The sequence below is a fragment of the Candidatus Anaeroferrophillus wilburensis genome, assembly GCA_016934315.1.
Classification (GTDB): Bacteria; Desulfobacterota; Anaeroferrophillalia; order Anaeroferrophillales; family Anaeroferrophillaceae; genus Anaeroferrophillus; species Anaeroferrophillus wilburensis.
The window spans coordinates 1-26,149 of record JAFGSY010000008.1 but is presented as its reverse complement, the minus strand read 5'-3'; the positions used below and the strand labels follow the sequence as shown (position 1 = coordinate 26,149).

At 54.2% G+C, this 26,149-nt stretch carries 24 protein-coding genes; 9 read left to right on the top strand and 15 right to left on the bottom strand.

Annotated features, from left to right (window positions below; genetic code table 11):
• Positions 1-4: 4 nt before the first annotated feature.
• Both JXO50_01475 and JXO50_01470 read right to left on the bottom strand, forming a co-directional pair.
• Positions 5-604 carry a peroxiredoxin gene (locus tag JXO50_01475; protein MBN2331759.1) on the bottom strand — a complete coding sequence of 200 codons (600 nt, stop codon included), beginning with the start codon at positions 602-604 and terminating at the stop codon, positions 5-7.
• 39 nt (positions 605-643) lie between these two features.
• Complete coding sequence (locus tag JXO50_01470) at positions 644-1,195, bottom strand: TlpA family protein disulfide reductase (protein ID MBN2331758.1); 552 nt, start codon at positions 1,193-1,195, stop codon at positions 644-646.
• 195 nt (positions 1,196-1,390) lie between these two features.
• Between JXO50_01470 and JXO50_01465 the strand changes: the two genes are divergently transcribed.
• Genes JXO50_01465 through JXO50_01450 form a run of 4 tightly spaced genes read left to right on the top strand, consistent with a single transcriptional unit; the run spans position 1,391 to position 4,913 of the window.
• Positions 1,391-2,533 (top strand): ABC transporter permease, encoded by a 1,143-nt coding sequence (locus tag JXO50_01465; GenBank protein ID MBN2331757.1) that lies wholly within the window; start codon positions 1,391-1,393, stop codon positions 2,531-2,533.
• A gap of 3 nt (positions 2,534-2,536) precedes the next feature.
• A complete protein-coding gene (locus JXO50_01460) occupies positions 2,537-3,304 on the top strand; it encodes an ATP-binding cassette domain-containing protein (GenBank protein MBN2331756.1) in 768 nt (255 codons plus the stop codon).
• A gap of 17 nt (positions 3,305-3,321) precedes the next feature.
• On the top strand, positions 3,322-4,296 hold the full coding sequence (locus JXO50_01455) for an MCE family protein (GenBank protein ID MBN2331755.1): 975 nt from the start codon (positions 3,322-3,324) through the stop codon (positions 4,294-4,296).
• On the top strand, positions 4,293-4,913 hold the full coding sequence (locus JXO50_01450) for a membrane integrity-associated transporter subunit PqiC (protein MBN2331754.1): 621 nt from the start codon (positions 4,293-4,295) through the stop codon (positions 4,911-4,913). Before JXO50_01455 ends, JXO50_01450 begins: the two co-directional genes overlap by 4 nt.
• 123 nt (positions 4,914-5,036) lie before the next feature.
• Here the strand turns inward: JXO50_01450 and yhbY are convergent, their stop codons facing one another.
• Genes yhbY through JXO50_01435 form a run of 3 tightly spaced genes read right to left on the bottom strand, consistent with a single transcriptional unit; the run spans position 5,037 to position 7,283 of the window.
• Positions 5,037-5,342 carry a ribosome assembly RNA-binding protein YhbY gene (gene yhbY / locus JXO50_01445; protein ID MBN2331753.1) on the bottom strand — a complete coding sequence of 102 codons (306 nt, stop codon included), beginning with the start codon at positions 5,340-5,342 and terminating at the stop codon, positions 5,037-5,039.
• Positions 5,343-5,371: 29 nt separating this feature from the next.
• On the bottom strand, positions 5,372-6,214 hold the full coding sequence (locus tag JXO50_01440; protein ID MBN2331752.1) for a rhomboid family intramembrane serine protease: 843 nt from the start codon (positions 6,212-6,214) through the stop codon (positions 5,372-5,374).
• A 1-nt stretch (position 6,215) separates the two neighbouring features.
• Entirely contained in the window at positions 6,216-7,283 is a 1,068-nt protein-coding gene (locus JXO50_01435) for an AI-2E family transporter (GenBank protein ID MBN2331751.1), read from the bottom strand.
• Between the two features lie 401 nt (positions 7,284-7,684).
• Here JXO50_01435 and JXO50_01430 point away from each other — a divergent pair, with 401 nt between their 5' ends.
• Both JXO50_01430 and JXO50_01425 read left to right on the top strand, forming a co-directional pair.
• On the top strand, positions 7,685-7,888 hold the full coding sequence (locus tag JXO50_01430; protein ID MBN2331750.1) for a cold shock domain-containing protein: 204 nt from the start codon (positions 7,685-7,687) through the stop codon (positions 7,886-7,888).
• A 223-nt stretch (positions 7,889-8,111) separates the two neighbouring features.
• Positions 8,112-9,734 carry an MBL fold metallo-hydrolase gene (locus JXO50_01425; GenBank protein ID MBN2331749.1) on the top strand — a complete coding sequence of 541 codons (1,623 nt, stop codon included), beginning with the start codon at positions 8,112-8,114 and terminating at the stop codon, positions 9,732-9,734.
• Between the two features lie 9 nt (positions 9,735-9,743).
• On the opposite strand, the gene JXO50_01420 is transcribed toward JXO50_01425, so the two are convergent.
• Genes JXO50_01420 through JXO50_01410 form a run of 3 tightly spaced genes read right to left on the bottom strand, consistent with a single transcriptional unit; the run spans position 9,744 to position 12,019 of the window.
• On the bottom strand, positions 9,744-11,219 hold the full coding sequence (locus tag JXO50_01420) for a phospholipase (GenBank protein ID MBN2331748.1): 1,476 nt from the start codon (positions 11,217-11,219) through the stop codon (positions 9,744-9,746).
• Positions 11,220-11,248: 29 nt separating this feature from the next.
• Complete coding sequence (locus tag JXO50_01415) at positions 11,249-11,398, bottom strand: hypothetical protein (GenBank protein MBN2331747.1); 150 nt, start codon at positions 11,396-11,398, stop codon at positions 11,249-11,251.
• 27 nt (positions 11,399-11,425) lie between these two features.
• The gene (locus JXO50_01410; GenBank protein MBN2331746.1) at positions 11,426-12,019 is read right to left on the bottom strand and encodes a hypothetical protein; all 594 of its coding nucleotides are present in this window, start codon (positions 12,017-12,019) and stop codon (positions 11,426-11,428) included.
• Between the two features lie 171 nt (positions 12,020-12,190).
• Here JXO50_01410 and JXO50_01405 point away from each other — a divergent pair, with 171 nt between their 5' ends.
• Positions 12,191-12,967, top strand: a complete 777-nt coding sequence (locus JXO50_01405) for an enoyl-CoA hydratase/isomerase family protein (GenBank protein ID MBN2331745.1) — start codon at positions 12,191-12,193, stop codon at positions 12,965-12,967.
• 84 nt (positions 12,968-13,051) lie between these two features.
• Here JXO50_01405 and JXO50_01400 read toward each other — a convergent pair whose 3' ends face one another.
• On the bottom strand, positions 13,052-16,801 hold the full coding sequence (locus tag JXO50_01400; protein ID MBN2331744.1) for a hydantoinase B/oxoprolinase family protein: 3,750 nt from the start codon (positions 16,799-16,801) through the stop codon (positions 13,052-13,054).
• A 453-nt stretch (positions 16,802-17,254) separates the two neighbouring features.
• Here JXO50_01400 and JXO50_01395 point away from each other — a divergent pair, with 453 nt between their 5' ends.
• A complete protein-coding gene (locus tag JXO50_01395) occupies positions 17,255-18,208 on the top strand; it encodes a class I SAM-dependent methyltransferase (protein MBN2331743.1) in 954 nt (317 codons plus the stop codon).
• 273 nt (positions 18,209-18,481) lie between these two features.
• Positions 18,482-19,291 carry a hypothetical protein gene (locus JXO50_01390; protein ID MBN2331742.1) on the top strand — a complete coding sequence of 270 codons (810 nt, stop codon included), beginning with the start codon at positions 18,482-18,484 and terminating at the stop codon, positions 19,289-19,291.
• Here the strand turns inward: JXO50_01390 and JXO50_01385 are convergent.
• The 6 genes from JXO50_01385 to JXO50_01360 form a co-directional block, all read right to left on the bottom strand.
• Positions 19,281-20,675: a hypothetical protein gene (locus JXO50_01385; GenBank protein ID MBN2331741.1), complete on the bottom strand. Its 1,395-nt coding sequence runs from the start codon at positions 20,673-20,675 to the stop codon at positions 19,281-19,283. The genes JXO50_01390 and JXO50_01385 overlap by 11 nt on opposite strands.
• Positions 20,676-20,705: 30 nt before the next feature.
• Positions 20,706-21,419: an acylneuraminate cytidylyltransferase family protein gene (locus JXO50_01380; GenBank protein ID MBN2331740.1), complete on the bottom strand. Its 714-nt coding sequence runs from the start codon at positions 21,417-21,419 to the stop codon at positions 20,706-20,708.
• A 28-nt stretch (positions 21,420-21,447) separates the two neighbouring features.
• Entirely contained in the window at positions 21,448-22,056 is a 609-nt protein-coding gene (locus JXO50_01375; GenBank protein MBN2331739.1) for an HAD family hydrolase, read from the bottom strand.
• 98 nt (positions 22,057-22,154) lie between these two features.
• A complete protein-coding gene (locus JXO50_01370) occupies positions 22,155-23,747 on the bottom strand; it encodes an N-acetylneuraminate synthase family protein (GenBank protein MBN2331738.1) in 1,593 nt (530 codons plus the stop codon).
• A complete protein-coding gene (locus tag JXO50_01365; GenBank protein ID MBN2331737.1) occupies positions 23,707-24,804 on the bottom strand; it encodes a Gfo/Idh/MocA family oxidoreductase in 1,098 nt (365 codons plus the stop codon). Before JXO50_01365 ends, JXO50_01370 begins: the two co-directional genes overlap by 41 nt.
• Before the next feature lie 258 nt (positions 24,805-25,062).
• Complete coding sequence (locus JXO50_01360) at positions 25,063-26,040, bottom strand: polysaccharide pyruvyl transferase family protein (protein MBN2331736.1); 978 nt, start codon at positions 26,038-26,040, stop codon at positions 25,063-25,065.
• Between the last annotated feature and the right edge of the window lie 109 nt (positions 26,041-26,149).

The following is a 26,149-nucleotide window of genomic DNA, read 5'->3' as shown; positions in this document are numbered from 1 at the left end:
ATATTCACCTCACTGTTGTATCACTCTGCCGGTCTGCCACTGCCGCCAGAGCAGCTGCCAAGACGTCCAAAGGTGGCCGCTCATTGATATCGTGAACATCGACATAACGAATGACCCCGGTTTTATCAATAATGAAAAGAGCCCGTTCAGCTGTACCGTTTGTCCGCAGTACGCCATAGTCCTTCGCCACCATGCCATGGGGCCAAAAATCAGACAACACGGGAAACCAGAGTGTCCCCATCCCCCGGGTCCAGGCGTAGAGCGAAGGAATATTGTCGGTAGCAATCCCCAGGACGACAGCATCATAGCGGGAAAAGAGGTCTTCAGCCATATTATACATGGGCCACTGGGCTGAACAGACAGGTGTGAATGCGGCAGGGACAAAAGAGAGCACGACATTCTTTTTCCCCTGATACGCCGAAAGGGTAATCAGGTCGCCAGTAATCGCCGGCAGGGTGAAATCAGGCGCCCGGTCACCCACCTGTATCCGCAGATTGCTGTCCTGCGGACTCAAGTGGGGTACAGGAAAGACAGCCTGAACCGGTCCCGCACCCGAGGCTGACACAGCACCGCCCATAAGGCAGCAGATCAGCAAAACAATCATCTTCCATCGGCATCTTCCTCCACACATACATCCCTCTCCCTACTCCAACCGTGCACGTTCAATGATCAAGTTGAGAAACTTCTCCCCTCCGGGCAGGCCACCTTTTTTTTCATAGAGCACCTGTCCACCGTCGGCATGGGGTTCAATGACAAAAAAAGTCGGGGTTGCCGCGACAGACAGTTGTCTGCCTCCAGGATCGGCAATCAGAGGAAATGGCACCTGGTAGCGCCGGCGGTACAGATCCACTTCAAAAGGGGTGTTGCCAGTGGCAATACCCATAACCTTGATGCGGTCAGCCAAACCGCGTTTTTTTACCAGCTGGTAGAATTCATTGACCGAGGGAGCTTCCCCCTGGCAATGGGGACACTGGACCTGCAACATTTCAACCACCAGCACCTTTGCGCTGATGTCGGCAAAGGTAAATTCCTCCATGCCGGCCGGTAGCCCCAGGTAGTGGCGTGCACCCTCTTCCGGCGGTGCTGGCAGCCGGACTTCTGGACAGGGGGTGGTACCAACCGGCGGCGGCGTAGTGCAGGCAGGTAAAAAACACACCCCAAGGATGGTTAGCATCACGGCAATGCGATGTCCCATGTCACCTCCATGAAATAAGTTGCGAATTGATCCATTTCCAGTTAGATTCTAATCCAGCTGCGGCAAATAATCAAGTTTCACTGTACCATGGTGGTCTTTGCAGCTCTCCTCCTTGCCATGGGGCCATAAACATGGTAGCCCTAGAACAGCAACGATTCCCTCTGACCAGTTGATCATCACGCAGGAATATTCTCCATGGAAGCAACCGATCATGCTCCGCCCTGGTGGCATATTGAGCAGAAGGCCGGCACCGTCATGCTCGTTATTTCAGGAGCCTGGCAGCTGGCAAACCTCAATGCCATCCACCGGCAGATTAAGCACAATACCTCGGTTTTTGCCACCCCCCAACCGGTCATGGTGGACGGCAGCGGGCTCTCAGCTCTCGATACGGCCGGTGCCCTGGTCATGTTCCAGTCCCTGATCAAGGCAGGCGCGGAGCGGGACCACATCAAACTGACCGGTTTCCAGCAAGCCCACCTCCATATTGCCACACTGGTCAGGGAACATCTCCCCAGTACCGCACCGGTGACAGCACCGGCAGCGCTCGCTCCGGTGGAACTGATCGGCAAATCAGCCATCAGCTGGTTCGAAAACCTGTTCCGGCTGATCAGCTTTCTCGGCCAGACCACCATCGAATTCTGGCAGATCCTCCGTCGGCCTGCCAACATCCGCACCAAGGAACTGGTTGTCCAACTGCAGCAGGCCTGCCTGGAGGCAATTCCCATTATCACCCTGGTAACCCTGCTCATCGGCATCGTCATCGCCTATCTTTCCGCCATCCAGATCAAACAATATGGCGCCAATATTTTCATTGTCGATGGAGTGGGCATTGCCATGTGCCGGGAACTCTCGCCGATGATTGTCGCCATCGTTGTTGCCGGCCGAACCGGATCTTCCTACACCGCCCAGATCGGCACCATGAAGCTTAACGAAGAGATTGATGCCTTGGTTACCATGGGACTGTCACCGATGCAGGTGCTCGTCCTGCCGCGGGTGCTGGCCCTGGCAATTGCCATGCCTCTGCTGGTTCTCATTGGTGATCTCGCGGGCATCATTGGCGGCATGATGATTGCCGGACTACACCTGGAGATTACCAGCACCACCTTCATTACCCGCCTGCAGGAGGTTATTTCTTTGAAAACCTTCATGGTGGGAATCAGCAAAGCACCCATATTTGCCATATTTATTGCGATGATCGGCTGCCGCATGGGCCTTAACGTGGAGAATAATACCCTCAGCATCGGCCTGCACACAACTTCGACCGTGGTCCAAAGCATTGTCTCCGTTATTCTCCTGGATGCGGTCTTTGCGATCATCTGCGTTGAACTGGGAATTTAGTCCATGGAAACAAAGAGCGGGGCCGTCGAACCGATTGTCAGCGTTAAAGATTTGCATACCAGCTTCGGTTCTCAGGTTGTCCACCAGCAGCTTACCTTCACCATCACACCGGGAGCCATTGTTGCCCTGATCGGTGAAAGCGGCACCGGGAAATCGGTCCTGCTTAAAGAGATGCTCGGCCTGCTGCGGCCGGCTGCGGGTTCAATTGCTCTTTTCGGCGCAGACATCTGGCACTGCGACCAGGAAACCCTGGCCGCTATCCGTAACCGCTATGGCGTCCTGTTCCAGAATGGCGCCCTCTTTTCTGCCCTGACGGTTGGCGATAATGTGGCCGTTCCCCTGCTGGAACAGAGCGGACTCAGCAGGGAACTAATCATGCCGATGGTTGATCTCCGCCTGTCCATGGCCGGCCTGTCATCCACAGTCAGCCACCAGATGCCCAGCGATTTGTCAGGCGGCATGCGCAAGCGGGTGGCACTGGCCCGGGCCCTGGCCCTGGAACCGGAGTTGCTTTTCCTTGACGAACCCACCTCCGGCCTTGACCCCATCAACGCCCGGGCGTTTGACCAGCTGGTGAGGACATTGAGTGATAATCTGGGGCTGACCATTATCATGGTCACCCACGACCTTGATACCCTAAGGAGCATTGCCGACCGCATTATCGTCCTCGGCCGGGGCACCATCCTGGCAGACGGCACCCTGACTGACATCAAAAAGCATGATGATCCCTGGATCAAAGCCTACTTTGCCTCCCGAGCCGGGATATCGTAACCAGCAGGAGCACATCCATGGAAACAAAAGCAAACTATTTTCTGGTCGGCAGTATGGTTGTCATACTCTCCATCATCATGGTGATCGCCATGCTTTGGTTTGCCGAAAAATCCGGACAGCAGGACAGCAAAAAATTTACCATCTACTTTGAGCAATACTCCCTGGCTGGTCTGCAGGTTGACAGCGCGGTCACCATGAAAGGTATCCGCGTCGGCAGTGTCGACCAGTTAAACATCTCTTCGGACAATATCGAGCAGGTAAAAGTGGTGATTAAACTGAACGCAAGCGCACCGGTAAAAACCGATACGGAAGCGGTGGTGAAGCGAAACCTGCTTACCGGCTTGGCCAACATCGACCTGATCAACAGCCATCAGGAAAGCCCCCTATTGCAGGAAATTCCGAAAGATGAGAAATTCCCGGTTATTCCTGAAGGACAAACTGAGCTGACGGCAATGATTACCGATGCCCTGCCGACCCTGCTGGCTAATGTTGACCGGATGATCAGCAATGCCAATACCTTGTTGTCACCCGAGAACCAGCAGCTGTTCCACTCGCTGCTGCAGGATCTTGCCGGTGCATCAAAACAACTTGCCGACGGCCAGGCACGGTTAACCGCCCTGATTGATGAGGCAACCAGGCTGGCCGGCACCTCACGTACAATGGTTGCTCATCTCGATCAGAGGACCGCCAGGATGGAAGAATCAATTACCGCGACCATCGGCATGGCACAGGAGACCATCACCGCCGCTGGCCCGGTCCTGACACAGTTCCACCAACTGGCCGCCAGCCTTGAAAACAACAGCAGGCAGCTGAATGATATGGTTTCAGGTTCGGCCACCACCATCGCCCTGGAGATGGAATATTTAACCGGAGAACTGGTTAAAACGGCTCAGCAGATCACTGATACCCTGGAGCAGTACAAGCAGCCCAGGGAAATTATCTGGGGACCAGACCGCTCATCCTTGGGTCCTGGAGAGGGAGGTAGGAAATGAAATATGCGCTACTTCTGGCCGCCGCGCTCATGGCTCTGGCCTGCGGCAGCTGCAGCTTGAAACCGACTAAAGGCTCTGCGCCAACCACCACTTATATCCTTCAGGACTTGCAGCCGGCTACACCTATCTTCCGCAAGCAGCCATTTACCCTGCTGATCAGGGAAACAGCGGCCCCGGCCCTGATCAGCAGCCGTAAAATAATCTACAGTAAGACACCGGCAACCAGAAGTTTTTACCAATATGCCTCCTGGGCTGACACCCCTCCCAACTCCCTCACCAGGCTGCTGACGGCCAGGCTTGAAAAGAACGGTCCTTTTGCCGGGGTCTGCCGCCGACCATCGGCAATCAGCACCGATCTCCAGCTGGCCCTCGAACTCGATGAGTTTTATCATGATGCCGGCAGCAATCCCGGCATGGTAAAAATTGCCATCCGGGGAAAGCTGTTTGACAGCCGCCGCAAAGCCATCATCGCCCAGCAACGCTTTGCGAAAGAAGTGGCAGTAGAACGTTATGATTCAAGGGGAGCTGTCGAGGGGTTTTCCCGGGCCGTGAGTTTGATTCTTGATGACATCGTGAGTTGGCTGACAGAAAGTGCCGCCACCCTGCCGGCGCCCTAGGATACCCGGTACGGGTATGGACTGGCAACAGCTTCGACGACCGTCCAGCTTTGGGCAGACATCCTGACTGAATATCTTCGTAAGATTGAGAGAATAGTCAATCCAGAGGTTGTGGCAGACACACTATTTTTGCGGCAGATTGATGGTCCGCTTTGCCGGATCCTGCTGCTGACGGTAAAAAATAGCAATATTGCCGATTATCCCGGCCAGTTCGCTGCCGGTCTGTTTGACAATAACAGCGGCCAGCTCCTCTTTCTGGGATTTTTCCTTGAAATCAACAAATTTCACCTTGATCAGCTCATGGAGTTCCAGAACTTCATCCACCGAGGCAACCACCCCATCGGTCAATCCCTTCTGGCCAACATAGACCAGCGGTTTCAACCCATGGGCCAAGCCCCGTAAATATTTTCGTTGAAAACCCTCCAACATGCACCCTCCAGTGGTTCCGTACAGAACCTTCAAAAAAAACGAATCATCAAAGACTGGATAACAGCCCAGCATAACACCACCAGGGTAATCCCGGCTGCCACCATTGCCAGCAGCTGGTGGTTGAAGGTAGAGGCCCTCTTCTCCCGGTAGCCAAGCAGAAAACCAGCGGCTATCCCGGTAAGAACACCGCCCCCATGCCCCCAGTTATTGATACCCGGCACCAGCATACCAAAGACTGCCAGACCGACAATCCAGCCGGTCGCCTGCCGATAGATAGCCTGACCATAACTGCCGCCCCGACTGCGGCCATAATAGAGAATGGCACCGATAAGACCACAGACGCTGGCGGAGGCACCGATGGTTAACGATACCCCGGCCAGAAAGGAAACATAAAAGCCCACAACGCCACTCACCAGATAGATAATGACAAACCGGTGCAGGCCATATTCCCGGACCACGAAGGGGCCCAGCTGCTTCAGGGCCGCCATATTGAAAAAGATGTGCAAAATGCCGCCATGGAGGAAAGAGGCGGCAATCAGGGTCCACCACCGGTGATACCGAGCAATGGGAATGGTGCCGGTGGCACCGGCAATCAGCAGGCTGTGATCAGACGGCGATAAAAAAGCCAGAGGATTAGCCGAAAAACCTAAACGGGTCGGATTGAGCAGCAGCGTATAGAGAAAAAAAGCACCATTGAGGTAAATAATGGCCCGGATAATATCCTCTGGATGTTGAAGAAAACGGGCCAGCAGATCACTCCGCAGACGTGATCCCGGCCGGGAAATACCACAATAAGGACAGCTGGGCTCATCATTGCTGATCAGCCGTCGACAATTAGGACAGAGCATGGATTGACGACCGTTCTGTCTCATATCACTGCACGTCTTTGCCCATGGCGGCAAGATACATCTCGGCCAGGGTCAGGAAGGCAATGGCCACCAGGGGGCCGAACAGGATACCGAGAATGCCGAAGGTGGCAATGCCGCCAAAAATGGAAACGAAAACCAGCAGAACATGCATTTTAACCCGGTTGCCCACCAGTTTCGGCTTAAAAAGATACTCCACCACTCCGGAAAGCACCGCAAAATAGGAAAAAAACAACAGCCCTTTGGTTACCTGGCCAGAAATCAGCAGATAGATGGTGATGGGAATAAAGACAACCGAGATGCCGATAAAAGGGATGAAGGCAAAGATACCCATCACCGTCCCCCAGAGTACCGGTGACCGCATCTCAAACATGGTCAGACCAAAGCCCCCCAGGATTCCCTGAAGGATGGCCGCCACCCCGTTGCCGATAACAATAGCAATAGCCATGTCATTGAATTTGGAAAGCAGAAGATTCTCCTGGTCTCTGGGCAGTGGCAGCAGGGTCAGAACATACTCTTTCAACCTGAGCCCATCAATCAGCAGGTAATAGATAATAACAATCATAATCACAAAATGCAGGGTAACATGCATCACCTTCCCGGCCAGATTTCTCGTCTGTTCATACATAACCAGACCAAGGGTTTTCCCAAGCTGGACCACATGCTCCTCGACATCAGAAAGATTATACGAGATATCAAGCCGGTCCAGCACCGATTTCAGCCGTTCCACCCAGACGCTGTTATGATCCATCAGGCTGCTGATCGACTCAACGGTCAGCGACTGGCGCAGATAAGCATAGAAGTCGGCCACTTCCACCGACAGGGTGGTAATGAGAAAAACCAGCGGCAGAAAGATGCCGAGGAAAATCCCCAGACAGATCATCAGCGAAGAAATGTGCATCCGTCCGGAGGTTACCTTCATCAGCCAGAGATATCCCGGATAGGAGACACCCACCAGCATTAAGGAAAAGATAATGGTGTAGAGAAAGGGATAGATGGTCCACAAGAGCAGCAACATACTGAACAGGAAAATAATCGAAAAAACATACGGCTTCTGACCCTGATGCTCCGGCATAAGACCACTACTCCCTGACAATGGAAAGTAAAAAACCCTCGTTGTGCGCTTAAAAAGCGACATATAGGGATGATAGACGACTCAGGATTCTGGACCGGAATCTGACACTCCGACCGTCATCTGGCAGAGGCCATGAATGACCGGCAATGATGGGCGCAAGCCTGAATTATGGCCGCCGGCCAAGCCCGAAAATCACCATCGAGAGAAAAAAGTTCTCATTTTTCCACCTTACCCAGCGAACTATCATATTTCCCCTCCATAATGCAAACATTAGCGATTTTTCCCTTGTGATTCGCAAAAATTTATACTATAGGATTTTTTGACGGGGAAAGGTCTGTTCTATCCCTGCATTTTTAAAGCGTACGTTTGCGTACACAATTTTGTGAAGGAGGGCTGGATTCATGGCCGAGGGAAAAGTGAAATGGTTTAATCAGAAAAAGGGGTATGGTTTTATCGAAACTGACGGCGGCGAGGATGTTTTCGTCCATTTTTCCGGTATTGATGGAGATGGATTCCGGACCTTGCAGGAAAATGAGCCGGTATCGTTTGATATTGAAGAAACGCCCAAAGGACGCAATGCCGTCAGAGTCAAGCGCCTCTCATAAACCAGCAGCTTCAGCTTCCACACACTTCGCCCCGGCCGTAATAAGCCGGGGCTTTTTTTTTCATCTGCAGATGACAAACCCAGCGGGCTGAACTTCCGTTTGCTTTACTGCCGGAGGGCGTTTATACTGTAACTGCAACTATTGCCGTCGAAAGACAGGCGGCTGTTGCCCCGGGAAGCCTCCACAGCCTGGTTAACAGATATCAACCAAAGGAGTTTGCACTATGAAAATCACCTGCATTGGCGGCGCCGGCACGGTAACCGGCTCCTGTCACCTTCTTGAAGCTGACAGCATCAGGCTGTTGATCGACTGCGGCATGTACCAAGGTTCAAAACAACTGGAAGAGCGCAACTACCTTGACTTCCCTTTCGACCCGGCCACCATCAGCCATCTTTTGCTCACCCATGCCCACATCGACCACAGCGGCCTGATTCCCAAGCTGGTGCGGGACGGCTTCCAAGGATCCATCCTCTGCACCACGGCCACTGCCGACCTGTGCGAAATCATGCTGGCCGACAGCGCCCACATTCAGGAAATGGAAGCGGGCTGGCGCAACCGCAAGAAAAAACGGGCCGGCCGGACCCGTTTTCTCGCACCGCTCTATACTGAAAATGATGCCCGGGAAGCGATGCACTATTTCCGGCCCATCGACTATAATCAGGAAATTATTCTCTCACCACAGGCACGTGCCCGTTTCCGCGATGCCGGCCACATTCTCGGATCAGCAATCATCGAGCTGTGGGTCGACGAAAACGACCGCCAGACGAAGCTGGTCTTCTCCGGCGACCTGGGCAACACCGGTCAACCAATCATTGCCAATCCCACCAAAATTGACACCGCCGATATCCTGTTCATTGAATCAACCTATGGCAACCGACTGCATAAATCAATGGAAAACACGTATGAGGAATTGCGGCAGGTGATTATCGATGCCCACCAGGATGGCGGCAATGTGATCATTCCGGCGTTTGCCCTGGGACGGACCCAGGAACTCCTCTATGTGATCAATGAACTCTATGAACAGCACCTGATTCCCCACATGGAAGTTTATGTCGACAGCCCGCTGGCGATTTCAGCCACCAAAATTTTCCTTGACCATCCAGAATGCTTCGATGCGGATACCATGACCAAACTGCGCAACGGCAACCACCCGCTGGAATTCCCCGGCATCCATTTCACCCGCTCAACGGAGGCGTCCATGCGTCTGAACCAGATCACCGGCGGGGCAATCATCATCTCCGCCAGCGGTATGGGCCACGCCGGCCGGATCAAACATCACCTGCGCTACAATCTCTGGCGTCCGGAGGCCCATGTGGTCTTTGTCGGCTACCAGGCCCAGGGGACCACTGGCCGGCTGATTGTCGACGGAGCCAGGAGGGTGAAAATCTTCGGCGAAGAAGTGGCGGTCAATGCCCATTGCCACACCATCGGCGGCTTCTCCGCCCATGCCGATCAGCAGGGACTTTTGAGCTGGGCCGGCAACTTCACCTCCCCGCCGCAGACAACGTTTATTGTCCACGGTGAGCCGGAGGCCTCCATGACGTTGTGCAATCAGTTGGAAAACCAGCTCGGATGGTCAGCCATGGTTCCAACAATGGGTGAGATTCTTGATATCAACCTGGCGGAAGGCAAGATCGTGCCGACGGAAACCATGGTTCCCCCGATGGCTTTTGAAGCCGAGCTGGAACACTCCTGGGAAGAGTTGGATGAGATCATGGCCCGCCTCGGAGACATGGAAGATATCCCCGATTTTGGTACCCGTCAACAGCTGGCATCAAAGCTCAAGGTGATCAACAGCCGCCTGGATGACATTAAAAATTATCTGGCCGGCCGGGAAATGACCTGAGCAGCTGCGTTAAAACGTACCCAGGCCAAGTCCTTCCTGCAGACGGTACTGAATGGTTTTGCTGTCGGACGATTCAGCATAGGCGTCATAGGGCACCGTATACCGGCGGTCATCAGTGTTATGCCAGACAGCTTCAAAGTAATCAGCCACCCGGCGCATTACCAATGAATACTGGTTACCAACCACCAGCACATCACTCTCCAGATTGAAGTTATCGATGTTGCGGCGGGTCAGATTTGCCGACCCCAAAAGAACGCTCATCGTTCCGTCGGCCTTTCTGCCAATAATCATCTTGGTGTGAAACTGCTCCCCGTGGGTATCATACCAGCGGATGTGTATCCGCCCTCCCGATTTCTGCACCAGTTCATGGGCTACCGGACGGTTCGGAATGCCGTTTTTCCGATAGCCGAAGGCATCCTTATTGGGATCAAGGATAATCCTGATCTCTGCACCGCGTTTGGCTGCCTGCAGTAGAGAGCGGATAATCTGGCGGTCGGCCAGATAAAACATGGCCATGGAAACCGTGTCGCTGTGGCCGGCCCGGCCGATAATCTCCAGGCAGGCATGCTTGATCCGCTTTTCGGTCAGCAGCTGGACCTGTAGGGTTGACTCTACGGACAACTGCGCTTTTGCAAGCTGTTCAACACCCACCAGCGACAGGCGGCCGCCGGAAAATGCGGCCACCGCCGCCTCGGAGCGATACACATCCCGCCAGAGATCCCCGGTTACCCGAAACGCCGCATTGGAATGGGCTGCACTGGCATCATGGGGATTGGCTGAGGTGATGATTGTCACCATCTCTCCCCGGTGGTCGGCAACACAGATCTTCCGGTGGTTGGCCTTGAAGTTCAGCAGGGCCAGGTAGCTCCGCAGGCTCACCTGCTGGCCATCACCGGCAAAGGGATGTTTGAACCGACCACCGTTCTTGCTGTTGCCGAACCACTGAAAAAAGGTCCGCCAGACGGAAGAATAGAGGGGGTTGCTGTCACGAAGCGGCTTGACGTCGGTAATGATGACATTGATACCGGCAGCACGAAGCTGGTCCAGCTCCTTAGCCGAAGACCCGCCGTAGGAGGAGTTGATCGGATCGGAAATAACGTCAATGCTAATCGATGGGATTTCCCGTTTTTTGCGAATCAACAGGTCAGTCAGTTCCTGGGCCAGGGGACGGAAACTGGAGCTCATCATGCCCTGATGGTTGTTGAACAGGAACATGTCCAGAAGAATATAGTGGTGGGCCTGTTCCAGAAGGCTAAAAAGGGCGTCAAAAATCTGCTGGTCCAACACCCGGCGGCCCAGGTGATCAGCAAAAGTCAGATCATGGAGAAAGGTCACCTGATCGGCGGCGGTCAGACGCAACTCCCCCCGGTAGTCAATCCCGGGAGGCAGTGGTTTTTTCAGCTGATAACAGCCGACTACCACCAACCAGCCAAGAACCAAAAGAAAAAACGCGCCACCAACCATCTTTTTTCGCCCTCCACCCATGGACATCATCCTCTTCACCGCCGCCATGACTATGGGCGTTGACGGCCAAACCAGCGCAGAAACAGCGACTGGATGATGCTGAACAGGGCTACAATGACAACCTTTCCCAAGATGAAGGCAATGACGCTGATTCCCAGCTGGGCAGCCAGCGACAACGACAGGTACCAAGCCACCATCATCCCATTCCCAAACTTCCGGTCACTCTACTACTCTCCCCGGGCCAGTAGGACAAGGGTTTCTTGATCCTGAAAGATCTTTTCAATCAGGTCGCTCAAGGCTTTGTTCACCAGCCGTTGGTTATCCTCAATAGACGGCTTGGCAACCATGACTGACTGGTTATCGACGTCAACCTGATTGCTCAGTGTTCGCCGCCCGCAAGAAGCCATGGTCTTAGCAACAACACTGGTCTGCACCGTGGTTTTCACCAGACCATGGACAACAACATGGCTGACTTTTTCAACCTCAACTGTCAACAACCGGCCCTTCCCGGCCCAATCAGCACAGGGAACAAAACCTTTTTTGCGCAGTCCTTCACTGAGGCTGTCGGCCAGAACAGCAAGGAGGTCACCGGTGGTGGCAATGGGCTGCCGATCGCCACCCCAGGTTTCAGTGTACCCAATATCAATCCCGGCTCGAAGATCAACCACCCTCACCCCAACCTCGACACTCCGGCCGACCAGGCCGGACTCGACGCCCTCAAGGGAAGGCTGCACCGTCAGCCGCTGGGGCAGCACCGAACAGGCGGCCAGCACAACACCCAGAACCACAATCACCAGATACCTTGTCCCATTCTCTATCATCGCACCCTCCATATTGTGGACGTAAGCATATCATAGTAGGGCCTGACAGCAAGCATATTTTTTACCAGCTGGAGCGGCTTGACAAACCACCGGCGGCAGGATAAGCATGGTTATCGCTGCTGCAGACAAATATTGCCACAGCCCAAACCATTTTTATCAAGGGGAAATCGCATGAAGTACGAAGAGATCCTGTTTGCCGCCGATGGCGAGATTGGCTTCCTGACTCTGAACAACCCGAAAAAAATCAACGCCCTCTCCCGGCTCATGATCCAGGAGATCATCTCGGTGTTGCATCATGTTGCCACGGATGAGTCCCTCAAGGTGCTGATTCTCCGGGCCGCCGGCAGCAACTTCTGCGCCGGCCACAAACTGGATGAGATGGTGGATGGGGGAATGAAGGAATATAAGGATATCTTTGATCAATGCGCCAGGATGATGCAGCTGCTCCATGAAATCCCCCAGCCGGTGATCGCCCAGGTCCAGGGGATTGCCACCGCGGCCGGCTGCCAGCTGGCCGCCTGGTGCGACCTGGTGGTTGCTGAAGAGGGGGCACGGTTTGCCACTCCAGGGGTTCAGATCGGCCTGTTCTGCACGACGCCCATGGTGGCGGTCACCAGGGCCATCGGCCGCAAGGCGGCCATGGAGATGCTGATGACCGGCCGTTATGTTTCAGCTGCTGAAGCAAAAGAGCTGGGGCTGGTGAACACCGTGGTCCCCTTGGCCGAGCTGGAGAACAGCACCGTGGATCTTGCCCGCCGGATCGCCGCCGCCAGCTGGCTGACCCTGGGGATCGGCAAACAGGCTTTCTACGCCCAGATTGACCAGACCGACGACAAGGCACTCCACTATGCCAAGCATACCATCGCCCTCAACAACCTGGCCGACGACGCCCAGAACGGCATCAAGGCTTTTCTCCACAAAACCCCCGTCCAATGGCACAATCGCTGAACCGGCAACTCATCTCTCCCCGATCTCAGAGCAGCACATGGCGTACTGTGCACACTCTGACAGGCCGACAGGCTGTCTGGCACCCTACTCACCGCCGAATCCGCCGCCACCGGGGGTAAGAATGCGAATCCGGTCTCCGGGACCGGCAGTGATCTCGTTTTTGCCGCCCAGATTAAGCACCCGGCCATCGGTCCGGATAAAAAGATTCTGCCCCCGCTTGCCCGGCTCACCGCCGGCCAGCCCATAGGGAGCGTGGACCCGGCGCTCGGAAAGAATCGCCACCTGCAGAGGCTCGAGAAACTCCAGTTCACGGATCAAACCATTGCCGCCGCAGAAGCGCCCGGCGCCGCCGGAGTCGGGCCGAATGGCAAACTCCCACAGAAGAACCGGATACCGTCTTTCGAGGATTTCTGGATCAGTAATCCTGGTATTGGTCATGTGGGTGTGAACCCCCGACTGGCCATGCCAGGAGGGGCCGGCGCCAGCGCCGCCACCGATGGTTTCATAGTAGCCAAATCGTTCATTGCCGAAGGTCAGGTTGTTCATACACCCCTGGGACGCGGCCGCAACGCCAAAAGCTTTGAGAATGACATCAACCACCCGCTGGGAAGTCAGCACATTGCCGCCAACCACCGCTGCCGTCGGCGAGGGATCCAGCAGCGAGCCAGCCGGAATCCTGATGGTGATCGGTACCAGACAGCCGTAATTCAGCGGCAGATCTTCGGCAATCAGGCAGCGCAGGGCATAAAGAATCGCCGACATGGTCACCGCCCGGGGGGCATTGCAGTTGCCCCATACCTCCTGTCCGGTGCCATCGAAATCAAAAATAGCACTGCCGGTTGTCCGGTCAAGCGTCAAGGTCAAGACGATGGGGCTGCCGTCATCGAGGAACTCTTCGGCATACACCGTATCAACCTCCCGCAGCCCCTTTTGCCGGGACAACGCCTTGAGGCTCCGCCGAACTGCACGTTCAGCACTGTCCTGCACATACCCCATGTAGGCTTGTACCATTTCCAGGGAATAGGCACTGATCATCTCTTTGATCAGTGCAATTCCCTTCCGATTGGCAGCGACCTGGGCCTTCAGATCAGAGAGGTTATCCTCAATGGCACGCGTCCCCTGAATTGGCAAATGATTGGAAAAACCTGCTTCGCCGCCGGATGCCGTCAGCAGAGCACTAATGCCCGCTTCCTGGAAAACACCGTCACGCACCAGGGTAAAGGAGCTGATACAGGCGCCCTCCTCCGCCAACTGCCGGGAAAAAGGCGGCATGGAACCGGGAGATATGCCGCCAATATCGGCATGATGGCCCCGGCTGGCAACAAAGAACAACGGCTTGCCATCATGGATCACCGGTGTGATCACCGTGATATCGGGGAGATGGGTGCCGCCGGCGGCCGGATGGTTGCTCACCAGCACCTCTCCTTCATGGAAGACACCGTCACGCAGGCGGATCTGCTCCTTCACCGCCGCACTCATGGAACCAAGATGGACGGGCAGGTGGGGTGCGTTGGCCACCAGCTCGCCGCCGGGACCGAAGAGGGCACAGGAAAAATCGAGCCGTTCCTTGATATTGGTGGAGATCGCCGTTTTCTGGAGGGTTCGCCCCATCTGTTCGGCAATGGAGATGAAGAGGTTGCTGAAAATGGCAAGCTGCACGGGATCAAGAGCGGTTTGCGCCCGCTGTGACGAGCTCCCGCCAACGTCGATCTGGATGTCACCGGTGGCCGTTATCCTGGCCAGACAGTCCGGTTCCACCAGGATCGTGCAGGTGTCATGGATAATCATCGCCGGCCCGGCAAGCTGCTGGCCAGAGGCTAGAACCGCCAGCTGAAAAATCGGCGTCTGGTGCCAGCCACCGGCAAAATAACAGACTGCTTCACCCTCTGGGACAGGATCTCCCATGGCTGGCAGCGGGGATGGCACATGCACCCGGTCATGGGTGCCGCTGACCCTGACCCGCAGGTCGTCAACCACAACATCACGGCCGGGCAGTTCAAAACCGAACTCACGCTCATAGGCCACCCGGAAGGCGGCGGCAAAATCGCCGTCCGCCGGCTGGGCGATCATCAATGCCGAGTCCGTCCCCTGATAGCGGAGGTTGAGAAATCGCTGACTGATAAGCTGCTCAGGGGTAAAACCCCGGTCCAGCAGCTCTCCTGATGCCTGCTGCTCCAAAGTATCCAGTGCCGTCTGCAGGCCGACCGCCGCCCCACTACTGTAGACCACCGCCGACGGCTGCTGTTTCTCCACTACTACTGCCGCCAGCCCCATGCCATAGGCTGAAAGAATGCCGGCATAACGATGAATGACAATGCGCGAAATACCCAGTGAGCGGGCAACCGCCACCGCATGCTGGGGACCGGCACCACCGAAAGTAGCCAGCACATGCTGCTTAATGTCAAAGCCGCGCAGCACCGATATCTCCCGGATGGGTCTGACCATCACCTCATTGGCCACCTGGAGAAAGCCATAAGCCACTTCCTCCATGGTCATTGACGGCCGTCCCAACCGGCCATAATAATCATTGATTTCAGCCGTCAGCCGGACAAATGCCTTTCTTGATGCCTCCAGGTCGAGGGGCTGATTCTCCTGTGGCCCAAAAATATGGGGAAAATAATCAGGCTGCAGACGGCCGAGCACCAGGTTGGCATCAGTAACCGACAAAAAACCGTTGTTGCGATAACAGACCGGGCCAGGATGGGCACCCGAGGATTTTGGTCCCACCAGAAACATGCCGTTGGTAAAAAAAAGCCGCGAGCCGCCGCCGGCGGCCACCGTTTTGATCTCCAGCTGGGGCGCCTGGATGCGAACCCCAGCGGTTTCCGTCTCATGGACCAGCTCGTACTCGCCGGCAAACCGGGAGACATCGGTGGACGTGCCACCCATATCAAAGCCAATCACCGGCCGCTTACCCTGCTGTTCATAAGTGGTTGCCGCGTACCCCACCACGCCACCCGCCGGACCCGACAAGATTGCCCGGCTGCCGGTAAAGTCACCGGCCGGCGTCAGACCACCATCCGACTGCATGAATAGCAGATTACGCGGCTGGAGACGGCCGGCAAACCCGGCTTGGAAACCGGCAAGGTAGGTGCGGATGTGGGGGGTGAGATAGGCGTCAACCATGGCAGTGTCCCCCCTGGGAACTATCTTGACCATCGGCATAACCGCAGAGGAAAGGGAAACTTGGGAGAAGCCCAGCTCCACGGCCAGACGGCCAACCGCCAGTTCATGGTCGGGCCAGGCATAGGCATGCATGAACACCACCGCCAGGCTGCGAATGCCCTGGTCATAGACCTGTTGCAGCTGCCGACGGACTGCCGCCAGATCGGGCTTCCTGGCCACCACCAGCGATTCACCGGTCACTCCGTTAACCACCTGCAACGGTCCTGCTGCTTCCTCGGCGCCAAGGAGGCGCAGTCGCTCATCAACCTCCAGTACTGTTTCATACAACAGATCAGGTTTGTGAATTTCCAGATCAAAAAGATGCGGCCTGGTCTGGTTGCCGATCTGCAAAAGGTCTCCAAAACCTTTGGTGATCACCAGGGCGCACCGAGCACCCTGCCTTTCCAGCAAAGCATTGGTCGCCACCGTGGTTCCCATCCGGATCCACTCAATGCTGTCCACCGGAATCTCATCGGCGGCCAGTGGACTACCGGTCGCCGCCTCAATTATCCTTCTGATCCCCTCCCGAGGGGCATCATCATAGTGTTGCGGATTCTCAGACAGCAGCTTGAGCACCCACCCTGCCGGTTCGCCGGGAACTTCGGCGTAAATATCCGTAAAGGTGCCGCCGCGATCAATGGAAAAACGGAATTTTGTCGGATCTGCCATGGAATAAAATAACCTTTCTGCCGCTGAAAGAAAAATCGCAATCACCATTGTCAGGCAATGATCACTTGGCAATCCGCCCGCTATTCCTGCATACCACTTAACAGAAGAACAAGTAGGGGTCAATAATGTGAAAAAGAAAAAGCCACCTGTAGCGATTACAGCTTGTAGAAGCAGCCTGCGGACAACCGCCGATCCCTGAAGGTCCGGCAGCTAATTCGTGGGGAAGGTGTTTTTCAGGAGATTCTCTTTTAAGTTGTTTTTTTACCATCAACTTGATATTCCTGAATTCTATGATAAGATTCTGTTTTTGATAGGTATTTTTTGGTTGCAACCAGCAATAATCATAAAGGTTTCTCTTTATCAACTACTCGTATTTATTAATTTTTACCCTATTTGCATAACTCCTTTCACTCAACTTCGCTACTCCCCTCATTCAACGTAAGGAATCACAGAATGAAGTCAAACCAGCAAATTCTACAATCATATCCATGTCTTCTCTGTGGGCGTAATGATTTCATACATGTCATCGATTGGACTGACAGACATAGCCAACCCGTCTCGCTGAGTGTATGTAAGACCTGCGGTTTGCGGCAACTCAACCCCAGAATGGATGATGAGGGACTGACACAATTCTACTCCTCAAACTATTATAAACAATACTCAATGGACAAAAAATCCGAGAACCCCACATGGGTCAAAAGGAAGCACCGGATTGCCAAGGAGATTCTGGATGCCGTGGGAAACCACCGACTATTACAAGGGCTCCGACTGTTGGACATAGGCTGCGGCCATGGTTTCCTCATTACCGAGGCCAAAACCAGAGGCGCCTCGGTGTCAGGCATAGAGCCTTCTGTTAGGCATGCAAAACGCCTTCAAGAGAGAGGATTCGACGTGTACTCAGGATCCCTAGAGCAATATGCCACTGACCAGCCAGGTTCATACGACATCGTTACCTGCTCACACGTACTCGAGCACAGTGAAAATCCAGGGAAGTTTCTGCAATGTGCAGGCAGCCTTTTGGCCAGGGACGGACTTTTATGTGCGGAAGTTCCCAATGCCGAGTGGCAGACAAACTATGGAAAGCATCCGGTTTCAATCCATACAGCCCACCTCTGCTATCACACTGAACGTTCTCTCAGGGCTCTTTTCGAGATATCCGGCTTAAGCGTGCTGTCAACATCCTATGGCCTTCATGGGGGATCAGTCAGAGTGGTCAGTTCCCGTGGCTTTCCAAAGGATTTGCTGGACATGGAGCTAGATGATCCAGAGGAGATCAGGAGAAAAACGTTGCTCGCATTCAAGAGGCATACCGCCCCACAGCCCGTCAGACAGTTTTGGTACGCACTCAGAATGACACGTAAGGGAATTGTCAAATGGCGCTTTAAGCGGGCCCAAAACAGCAGCTGAATTTACCCTTAAACCAGGTCCTGCTGTACGTGGCAGATAGCCTGCTTTTCTTCGACAACAAAAATTCGTCACTTTTAATCATAAGCTGCAAGGCATGCATTCATCCACTGAACATTATACCACTACCCCTGCATGAAAATTTTGCTATTCTTCCTGCTTTTGCTCAGCTTGATACTTCCTGGCAACCGGTCATGGGGGCAGGAAACCTTGTGTTCTTCCCCAAACCTCAGACCAGTATCGTGGCAGAAACTGATATATGAAACAAAAACCATCATGGGCACCGCCACAGTTGAAATCACGCTGTCAGCCGATGTGCTGCCGGCATTGTTTAGCGGCCATAACGGCTGGCAGCTGCCATCCGGCTGTCTAGCCCTCTCCACCACGACTACTGTCAAGCCTTTCCTGACTGCCAACAAAGTACTGCACAGCAGGGTCTGGTTTCTGGCCAGCTCCGGCGAGGCGGTCGCCAGGGTTCGGAGCCGAACAGGAACGGACAGCTACCAAAAATTCTACTGGGTTACTGCCGAGGGAGTACGTCGCATCAGGCTGCAGCCAGCCGGTCCCGATGAGTTCGGTCTGCCGCCGGAGCAATGGACTGATCGAGAGGAAAGCTTTTATCCCCGACCGCCGCAGTTGACATCGATGGTACCGGTCTCGGAGCCGTCACTGCTGTTCTTCCACCTTACGGCCCAGCCGACGGACTGCCGAATAGGTTCTACGCTAACGGTTTTCAACAAAAAACAGTTTCTCCAGGTGCGATTGGCAAGCCTGGACGCTGACGCCGCTGAAATTCAGCTGCCCGGCAACAACCTTTTAGGCAAAAACCAACCGTCGCCTGTCCACGGCATTCGGCTGGTCAGCAGGCCGCTGAACGAAGCGACAGAAGAGAGGGAGGAGTTTTCATTTTTGGGTCTGAAAGGAGAGATATCCATGGTAGTCGATGATGCCTCAGGCATCCCCTTGCACATCAGCGGATCCCTGCCAACTCTCGGCCGGATTCACTTCAAGCTCAAGGAAGCGATCACTTCGGTAACAGCGGCCAATCCCGTCAATAGCGGACATACATCGTCGATCAGGAAGTGATTCGGAAGATATGGGTAGTAAGCTGCCTGGTCCGCAGGACTGCCGGTTGACCAAGTACCTGCCGCAGCCTTTCCAGGCGCTCTTCCAGTGCTGCTGGTGACAGGCCGGGATAGCGATAACGCTGAAATTCCGGTCTGTATTTCGACTGGAGCTGGAAGGATTTGAGATATTTTGCCAGCCGACGTCGGCTGGCCTGGAAACGCCCAGCCAGCCTTTCGGGCAGCGTCGATGTTGGCCAACAATCACTGGCCGCAAAAATCTCTTCTGCCACGCTGACAATCCGCTCACTGGCCAGTGGACCATCTTGAGAGGTCAGGTAGCCGGCCATCAGTTTCCTCCGTTCATCGCCGCCGGCAGCCCCCAGATCACCTGCCAGAATTTTGGCAATCGTCTCTCGCAAACTGGCAAAATCAAAACACTGGTGACTCAACAGATTGGGCAGCCGGTAAAAACCATAGTCAAGCTCCTCATTGACCGTGGCTTGATAACTGAGAGCCGGCACCCCCATGATATAGGCCTCCACACCGGTGGTACAACCGTTATGGATGACCGCCTTAGCGGCCAGCAGCCAGGGGATCACATTCCCCTCATTGGTCACGACAACGCGGGAGCAGCGGGCGGCAAGGTCATGGTAAACCCTCGGGTTCTCTATCGGGTGGGGTCGGACAATAATGGTCAGCTGGGGAAATTCCCGTTCCAGCGCGGGGATCAACCGCTGAAAATCGGCAAAAACGGCCTGTTTGTGGTCCCGCAGGTTCTCCGCAAAATGACGCTCCATCCCCACTGCCGCCCGGCCATAGGCTGGCAGCTGGCCAGGATTTTCAGCCGACTGGAAAAGGTTCAACTCAGGATAGAAAGCGTTGACAAAACTGAAGTTGGTATTGATCAAGATAAAGTCGCCGTGCTCCTGCCGCCGCTGCCGAACCTCGGCGGCAAAAAAAGGCTGCATGTCCGGTCGCAGCATGTCACCCCGGGGATTGCCGGTAACATGGATGGGCAAGCCGGCAGGCAGGTGAGGATACTGCCGCCAGAGATGGCTATTGTCTTCCCCCCAGGCAAACAGGTGGGAAACCTGAGAGATCGCTGCGGGGGAAAGTCGACGGGTAAAGTAGGTCTCAGCTGGCGGATGGATCAGGGCCTCTTCATCCCATACCGCAATCGCATGGCCCAACTGCCGCATAATGCGAAACATTTTGACGCTGCGGGCGGTCATGCTTTTCGCCAGATAGAGGCTGGGGGGAAAGCTGGCAATATGAAAATCAATCTCTTGCCGCGAACCGATAATGACGGAAAATCCTTGCCGAACGGCGATGCAAGCCAACAGCAACTTAGGATCAAGCTCACGGACCTGATTCTCAATGGGAATAATCAGGGTTCCCTTCATGGCGTGTCCAAACCACGAAAATAAAGGTCATCAATCATGGGACCCCGCCTGCCGCAGGAGAAACTCGGCGAACTGGAAATCCAGTTCCGTATCGATATTGATTACCGGCCCATCGACGAGGACAAAAGATGTCTGTTCCCCCATGATGCTTCTTTTGTTCACCAGGCAGTCCCTGCTGATCGCATAGGCAATGCCATTCCGATGGTAGACTGGGGTTAGCTGCTGACGGGCGATGATTGTAGCGCCGGCAGGGTCATAGTAGGACAGCCGGTCTTCGAGAATAACCAGCTGCTTCAGCGGATGTGCTTTACTATCGGTTTCACTCACCGTCCACACCGCGTCATAACCGCCGGTGATGAGCTTTTGAACCGTGGCAGTCACCTGCTCAGGCCGCCGGGAAGGAGAGGTCGGCTGCAGCATGACGATGACATCATAGCGGCAGCTGTCCATCTCTTCACAGATCATGAGGACATGGTGCAGGACATCCCAGTCGGCAATCCGGTCCCCGGCAAGGGAGTCGGGACGGAGGAATGGTGCTTCCAGGCCGCTGGCTACAGCGGCAGCTGCTATCTCGGGATGGTCAGTGGAAACCACCGCCCTATCCACATAGGGAAGCTGCCGAACCACCTGACCAACCAGGGAAACCAAGGGAACCCCGTTAAGGGGCCGCAGATTTTTAAGTTTAACCCCCTTGCTGCCGCCTCTGGCCGGCACAACCACCAGAATAGTGTTACCGTCAATCATCGATTTTTCGCTCCTGACGGGTGACCGTTCATCCCATCACTGCCCGCATAACGGCAGCAGTCGGGAAAACATCCCGTTGAACAGGAATAAAAAGGCAGCCATTGTCTCTGGCAGAATTTCGATCCGACTCTCCATCACCAACCACCAGCACTTCGCTGCTCTTCACCTGTTCCGTTTTAATGATCTCTTGGAGGGTCTGTGCTTTCGCCGCCGGATAACCAAACACACCCGCAAAATAGTCTTCCCAGTTGCGACTGGCAATAATTTCTCGAAGGGCATCAACCGGAGTGGTTGAACTGACATAGAGAGGGACCATCGGTGCCAAGTCAGCCAGCACCGCCGGTACCCCGGTTATCAACGGGCATGTTTTGGCAGCCTCAAGGACGATCTCATTATAACGGTTGGCCAGCCCCTGTACCTCCACCCTCCGGTGATCATCGCTGGTCTTCTGCAGACGACGCAGAATCTCTTCGAGAATGATGTAGCGGCTGGCCTCCAACATCTCGGCCAGCACCGCCTGGATCACCTGGCGATGCCGCTCATCACCGTCAAACAGCTGAAAAAAAGCCTCATACTTCAGGCGATTTGAATCAATCAGCGTCCCATCAAAATCCAGAACAACGACCCTACTCCTCATTGCCATTCATTACTCTCCGCCAGCCGCAACATAAAACTCATCACCAACGGTATTGTCGCCCTGAAAAACAGCTCACTCCGGCTACCGCCCGGGGACACCTAACCGGCAAAAGAACCATCCCCGGCGATGGCATTCCAGTTGGGAATGACTGTTTTTCTGGCCTCACGGGGCAGCCGGGCAACCCGCTCGTCCTCATAGTAGGAATCATTATTGATGTGCGTTGTGGAAACCTCTTCGAAAATCGCCCCGTCAAGGGTATGGAACTTATGCCACTCCCCCGGTTTGACCAGGATGGTATCCCCCGGTTCCGCCTTGATGCGCCGACCGGCCAGTTCTACCTCAAGGTCACCATAGAGGAGCTGAAAGGTTTCCTCCTTCTGCTGGTGATAATGGTAGGGATGTTTTTGCCGTGGTAGCTGAATAACCAGTTTTTTGCAGTACTGACGGTTGATGCAGGTGATAATCACCGCGCCAAACTCCCGGAAACGCTCAAGGCCGTAGTGGTGTGAAAGCTCAATGGCACTATCCTTGCCAATGACAACCCGGGCATTATTCAGCATCCCTTTGACCTGCAGCATAATCCGATAAATAATCTCCCGATCCGGCAGGCTGGCATTAGCCACTGTCTCACTGATCGGTTCATTCAGCCCATAATCACGGTCGGCGGGCAGGCCGTCAACCCAATCGCCGCTCACCAGCTGTCCCTTGTGCAGGGGCATAGCAAAAAAGACCTCTTCTCTGGTCAGCGCTTCCCCCTTTGCAATCGCCTTTTTGGCAAAAACGCCCCGCATCAAGGAGTGCAGTGAAGCAAGTTCTTCCGGCGTTGCCGGGCTGCGGTTCTCACCGCCGCAGGCGGCAACCGCCTCCTGTTGGGCTTCAATCCACCGGGCCGTCTGTTCCGGGGTGGAGGAATAGGCATTGAGGGCATGGACATCCGTCTTTATGCCAACGTGCCGTTCAAACAGCCGGGCTCCAAGGGCATAGGCAAGGCGCACCGGGATATAATTATCTGGAACTTCATGGGTGGAAAAACCCACTGGAACGTGGGGAAACCGCTCCCGCAGCACTGTTATTTGGTTTAATTCCAACTTTTCCAACGGCGTCGGATAGAGAGCCACACAATGCATCAGGGCAAAATGGGCATTTCTGGTCTCCAGAAAGCTCACCAGCCGGTCAATCTTATCAATACTCAGGCCGGCGGTTGAAACCACCACCGGCCGGCTGGCTGTCGCTATTCGTTCGAGAAGCGGCCAGTCGGCGGCCGAGCAGCTGGCCACTTTTATGACTTTAATGCCCATGTCAAGGATGATATCCACCGACTCTTCATCAAAAGGGGTACACATGGAATACATTCCATGGTTGTCCACCGCTTTAACGAGCTGCCGGTACTGTTCCAGGCTCAGGGCCGTCCCCATAAACCGCGGAATATGTTTAATATCCTGCCGCTCCTTGTAGTCCGGATGGATAAAGGTTTCCAGTTGACGAAACTGAAATTTGAAGGCACCACGAACACCCGCCTTGGCATTGACGGCACCGATCTCCGTGATAATCCGCAGGGCATGGTCGAGATCACCCTGATGGTTGTTGGCGATATCATACGTAAAGAGATTATTGAAATCAAATGTGTGCATTATTACTTCCTTGTTCCTTTCAAACAGTTTCCAATGCCTCTTGCTGGTAACCGGCATCATAGTTGATTCGTACCGGCCGCTGAAGCTGGTGAGACTGGTAGGCTGCGGCGACAACCAGCATGGTGTCAAGCCCTCTGTTCAGGGCAATGGGCGACGCCTCGGGACTTTGCCCCCCAAGAATAGCTCCAAGATGTTCAATCTCACCAAGAAAATCGTCCGGCCTGGTTTTAGCAAAAAGTTCTTCGGTCATTTCTGTACGGGAACCGGCATAACGAACAGCATCATGGCTGGCATCGTGGTTAACACACCATTCGAGAAAGCCTTCCGTTCCTTGGATCCGCAGCATTTTTTCAGCCGGCTCGGTCACCACATCCTGAATGATCGAACCCACGAGCCCGGCATCCGTTTTCACATGAACCTGAAAAACCCGATCGTAGCATACAGTGCCGTCATCAACCATATCGAGCATGGCTGCAACTTCAGTAATCCGTCCGACCCCTACCAAATGGGCAAAGTGCTGCCAAATATTGGTGGCATGGGAATGCTCGCCGCCGGCGCCGCCACCCCGGGCAGCAAAACCAAGATAGCTGTCCTTAGGACCGTTGAGCCAAGGATGGGCCCGGAAAATCCCCCCCCAGTATTCGCGGAATCGGGCGCTGATGGTCAGCGGTTGACCAATCAGCTGGTTATCCAGTAGTTCTTCGGCTCGCCGGGTATTGCTGGTCAGGGTGTGATTATAACCGACCGCAACAAAAGTACCACTGCTCTTCTGCAGGGCAACCAACTCCCGGGCATCCTCCAGAGCTGGAGTACACACAGGCTTTTCAATCAACAGCACTTTAGGCGGATTATCTCCGGCAAGGATGGTTTTGGCAATCGCCATGTGGGTGTCAGGTGGCGTTCCCAAAATCACCAGGTCAGCAGGCTCCGCCGCAACCTGAGCAGGCGCAACCAGTCTGATGGCTGCATCCCAGGAACCATAGCGAGCGGGATAAATCTCCGTCCTGGTGCGCTGCAAAGCCGCCGGGTCCAGATCACAGATGGTCACCTCCCATCCTTGGGAACGGCAACCGTGGGCCAGATGGTTGCCGATAGAACCAGCACCATAAATTTTCACTCGATACAAACGGCACCTCTCTTTTTTTCAGTTAGACAATAACACCGATTTAGCCATCAAAAACAACTGACTGCAGCAGTGGATTCAAGCAATAACACAAGCATGCAGAGAAGAAATACCACAATCATGCGTCATATAGATACAAGGAGAATAGGTGTCAAGCTGGAAAAACAGAAAACCCCTATCCTCGAACTTTGTCTACCACCCATCTGCCAGCTCATGAGTTTACAGCCAATAAGCAGCCGTTCATTGATGAGTTTATACCTGTTGCCAACCATCAAATTGCAACTTCCATTTTTCGATGCATTCACTTGGCAGCCTAATCTGTGTTTGGAATGAGCCCTCTATGGCCTCTGTCAAAGCAACCGCATTATTCCTATGACATACTTTTAAGTTGAAATCCCGCTGTTTTTCAAGAGCCCTGTTATCAATACCAACGATAATTGTCCGTCTGGATTTTTGCAGTGCACGAATACCCGCATGGAGACGGGTGCCAACATAATCAAGACTATGTGAGTGTTCCAGCAGGCTATCAAAAGCTTGCAAATGAGATGGAATAATCGTAATGCGTGCGTGCCAGTCATCTCTCATCAATTTTTTGACATAGGCAAGATCCCCTGAGCCTTGCGGCCAGAAAAAAACCCCCTCGTAGCTTTTCAGCAGTATTGCCACAAGCGCTTTATCACTGACGTAATCCTGATGATAATCAGTCAGGGTAAATATCACATTATTTGCCCTTGAATAGGGAATGTTCCTGCAATGTTCATCCGTCAGACACCACATGGTTGGACAACCAGTATTCATCACGTTATTCACACCCATCTGCAATAACTGGCACAATGTATAGTTATCACGGACAGAATGGATCCAACTATGGGATAGAGCCCTTTGATAAAACCACCTGGCCTTCCAGTCCGGGGCACCACTGTACTTGAAAGCTCCCACTCCCATGAAAATGGCAGGAGTCATCCGCCGTGCATCAAGAAAAGCCAATGACCATGGGTTTCTGTGCGCCCGAAAACGACGTTTGTTGCGGAGGATATTTGTTCCACCAACGAATGCCAGTTGATTAGCCCATGCTTTCCTCAATGCATGTCTGCTGAGGGGATAGTGCGTCGGATACGTAACCAGATGGGAATGGGGAAAAATAGCCGCCAGCTCACGCACCACCGACTCCATGATAATCTGATCACCAAGATTTTTAGAGCCGCATGCTGTATCATAAACAGTTATCATTTTTCCAGTCTTTATCCTTGTTGCTTGACAGTCTAAAGTTTTTAGAGGGTTAAGCCGCTATTTTCACTAAATCAGGCTTGATTTTACTGCGTTTGTTACGAATTATTCG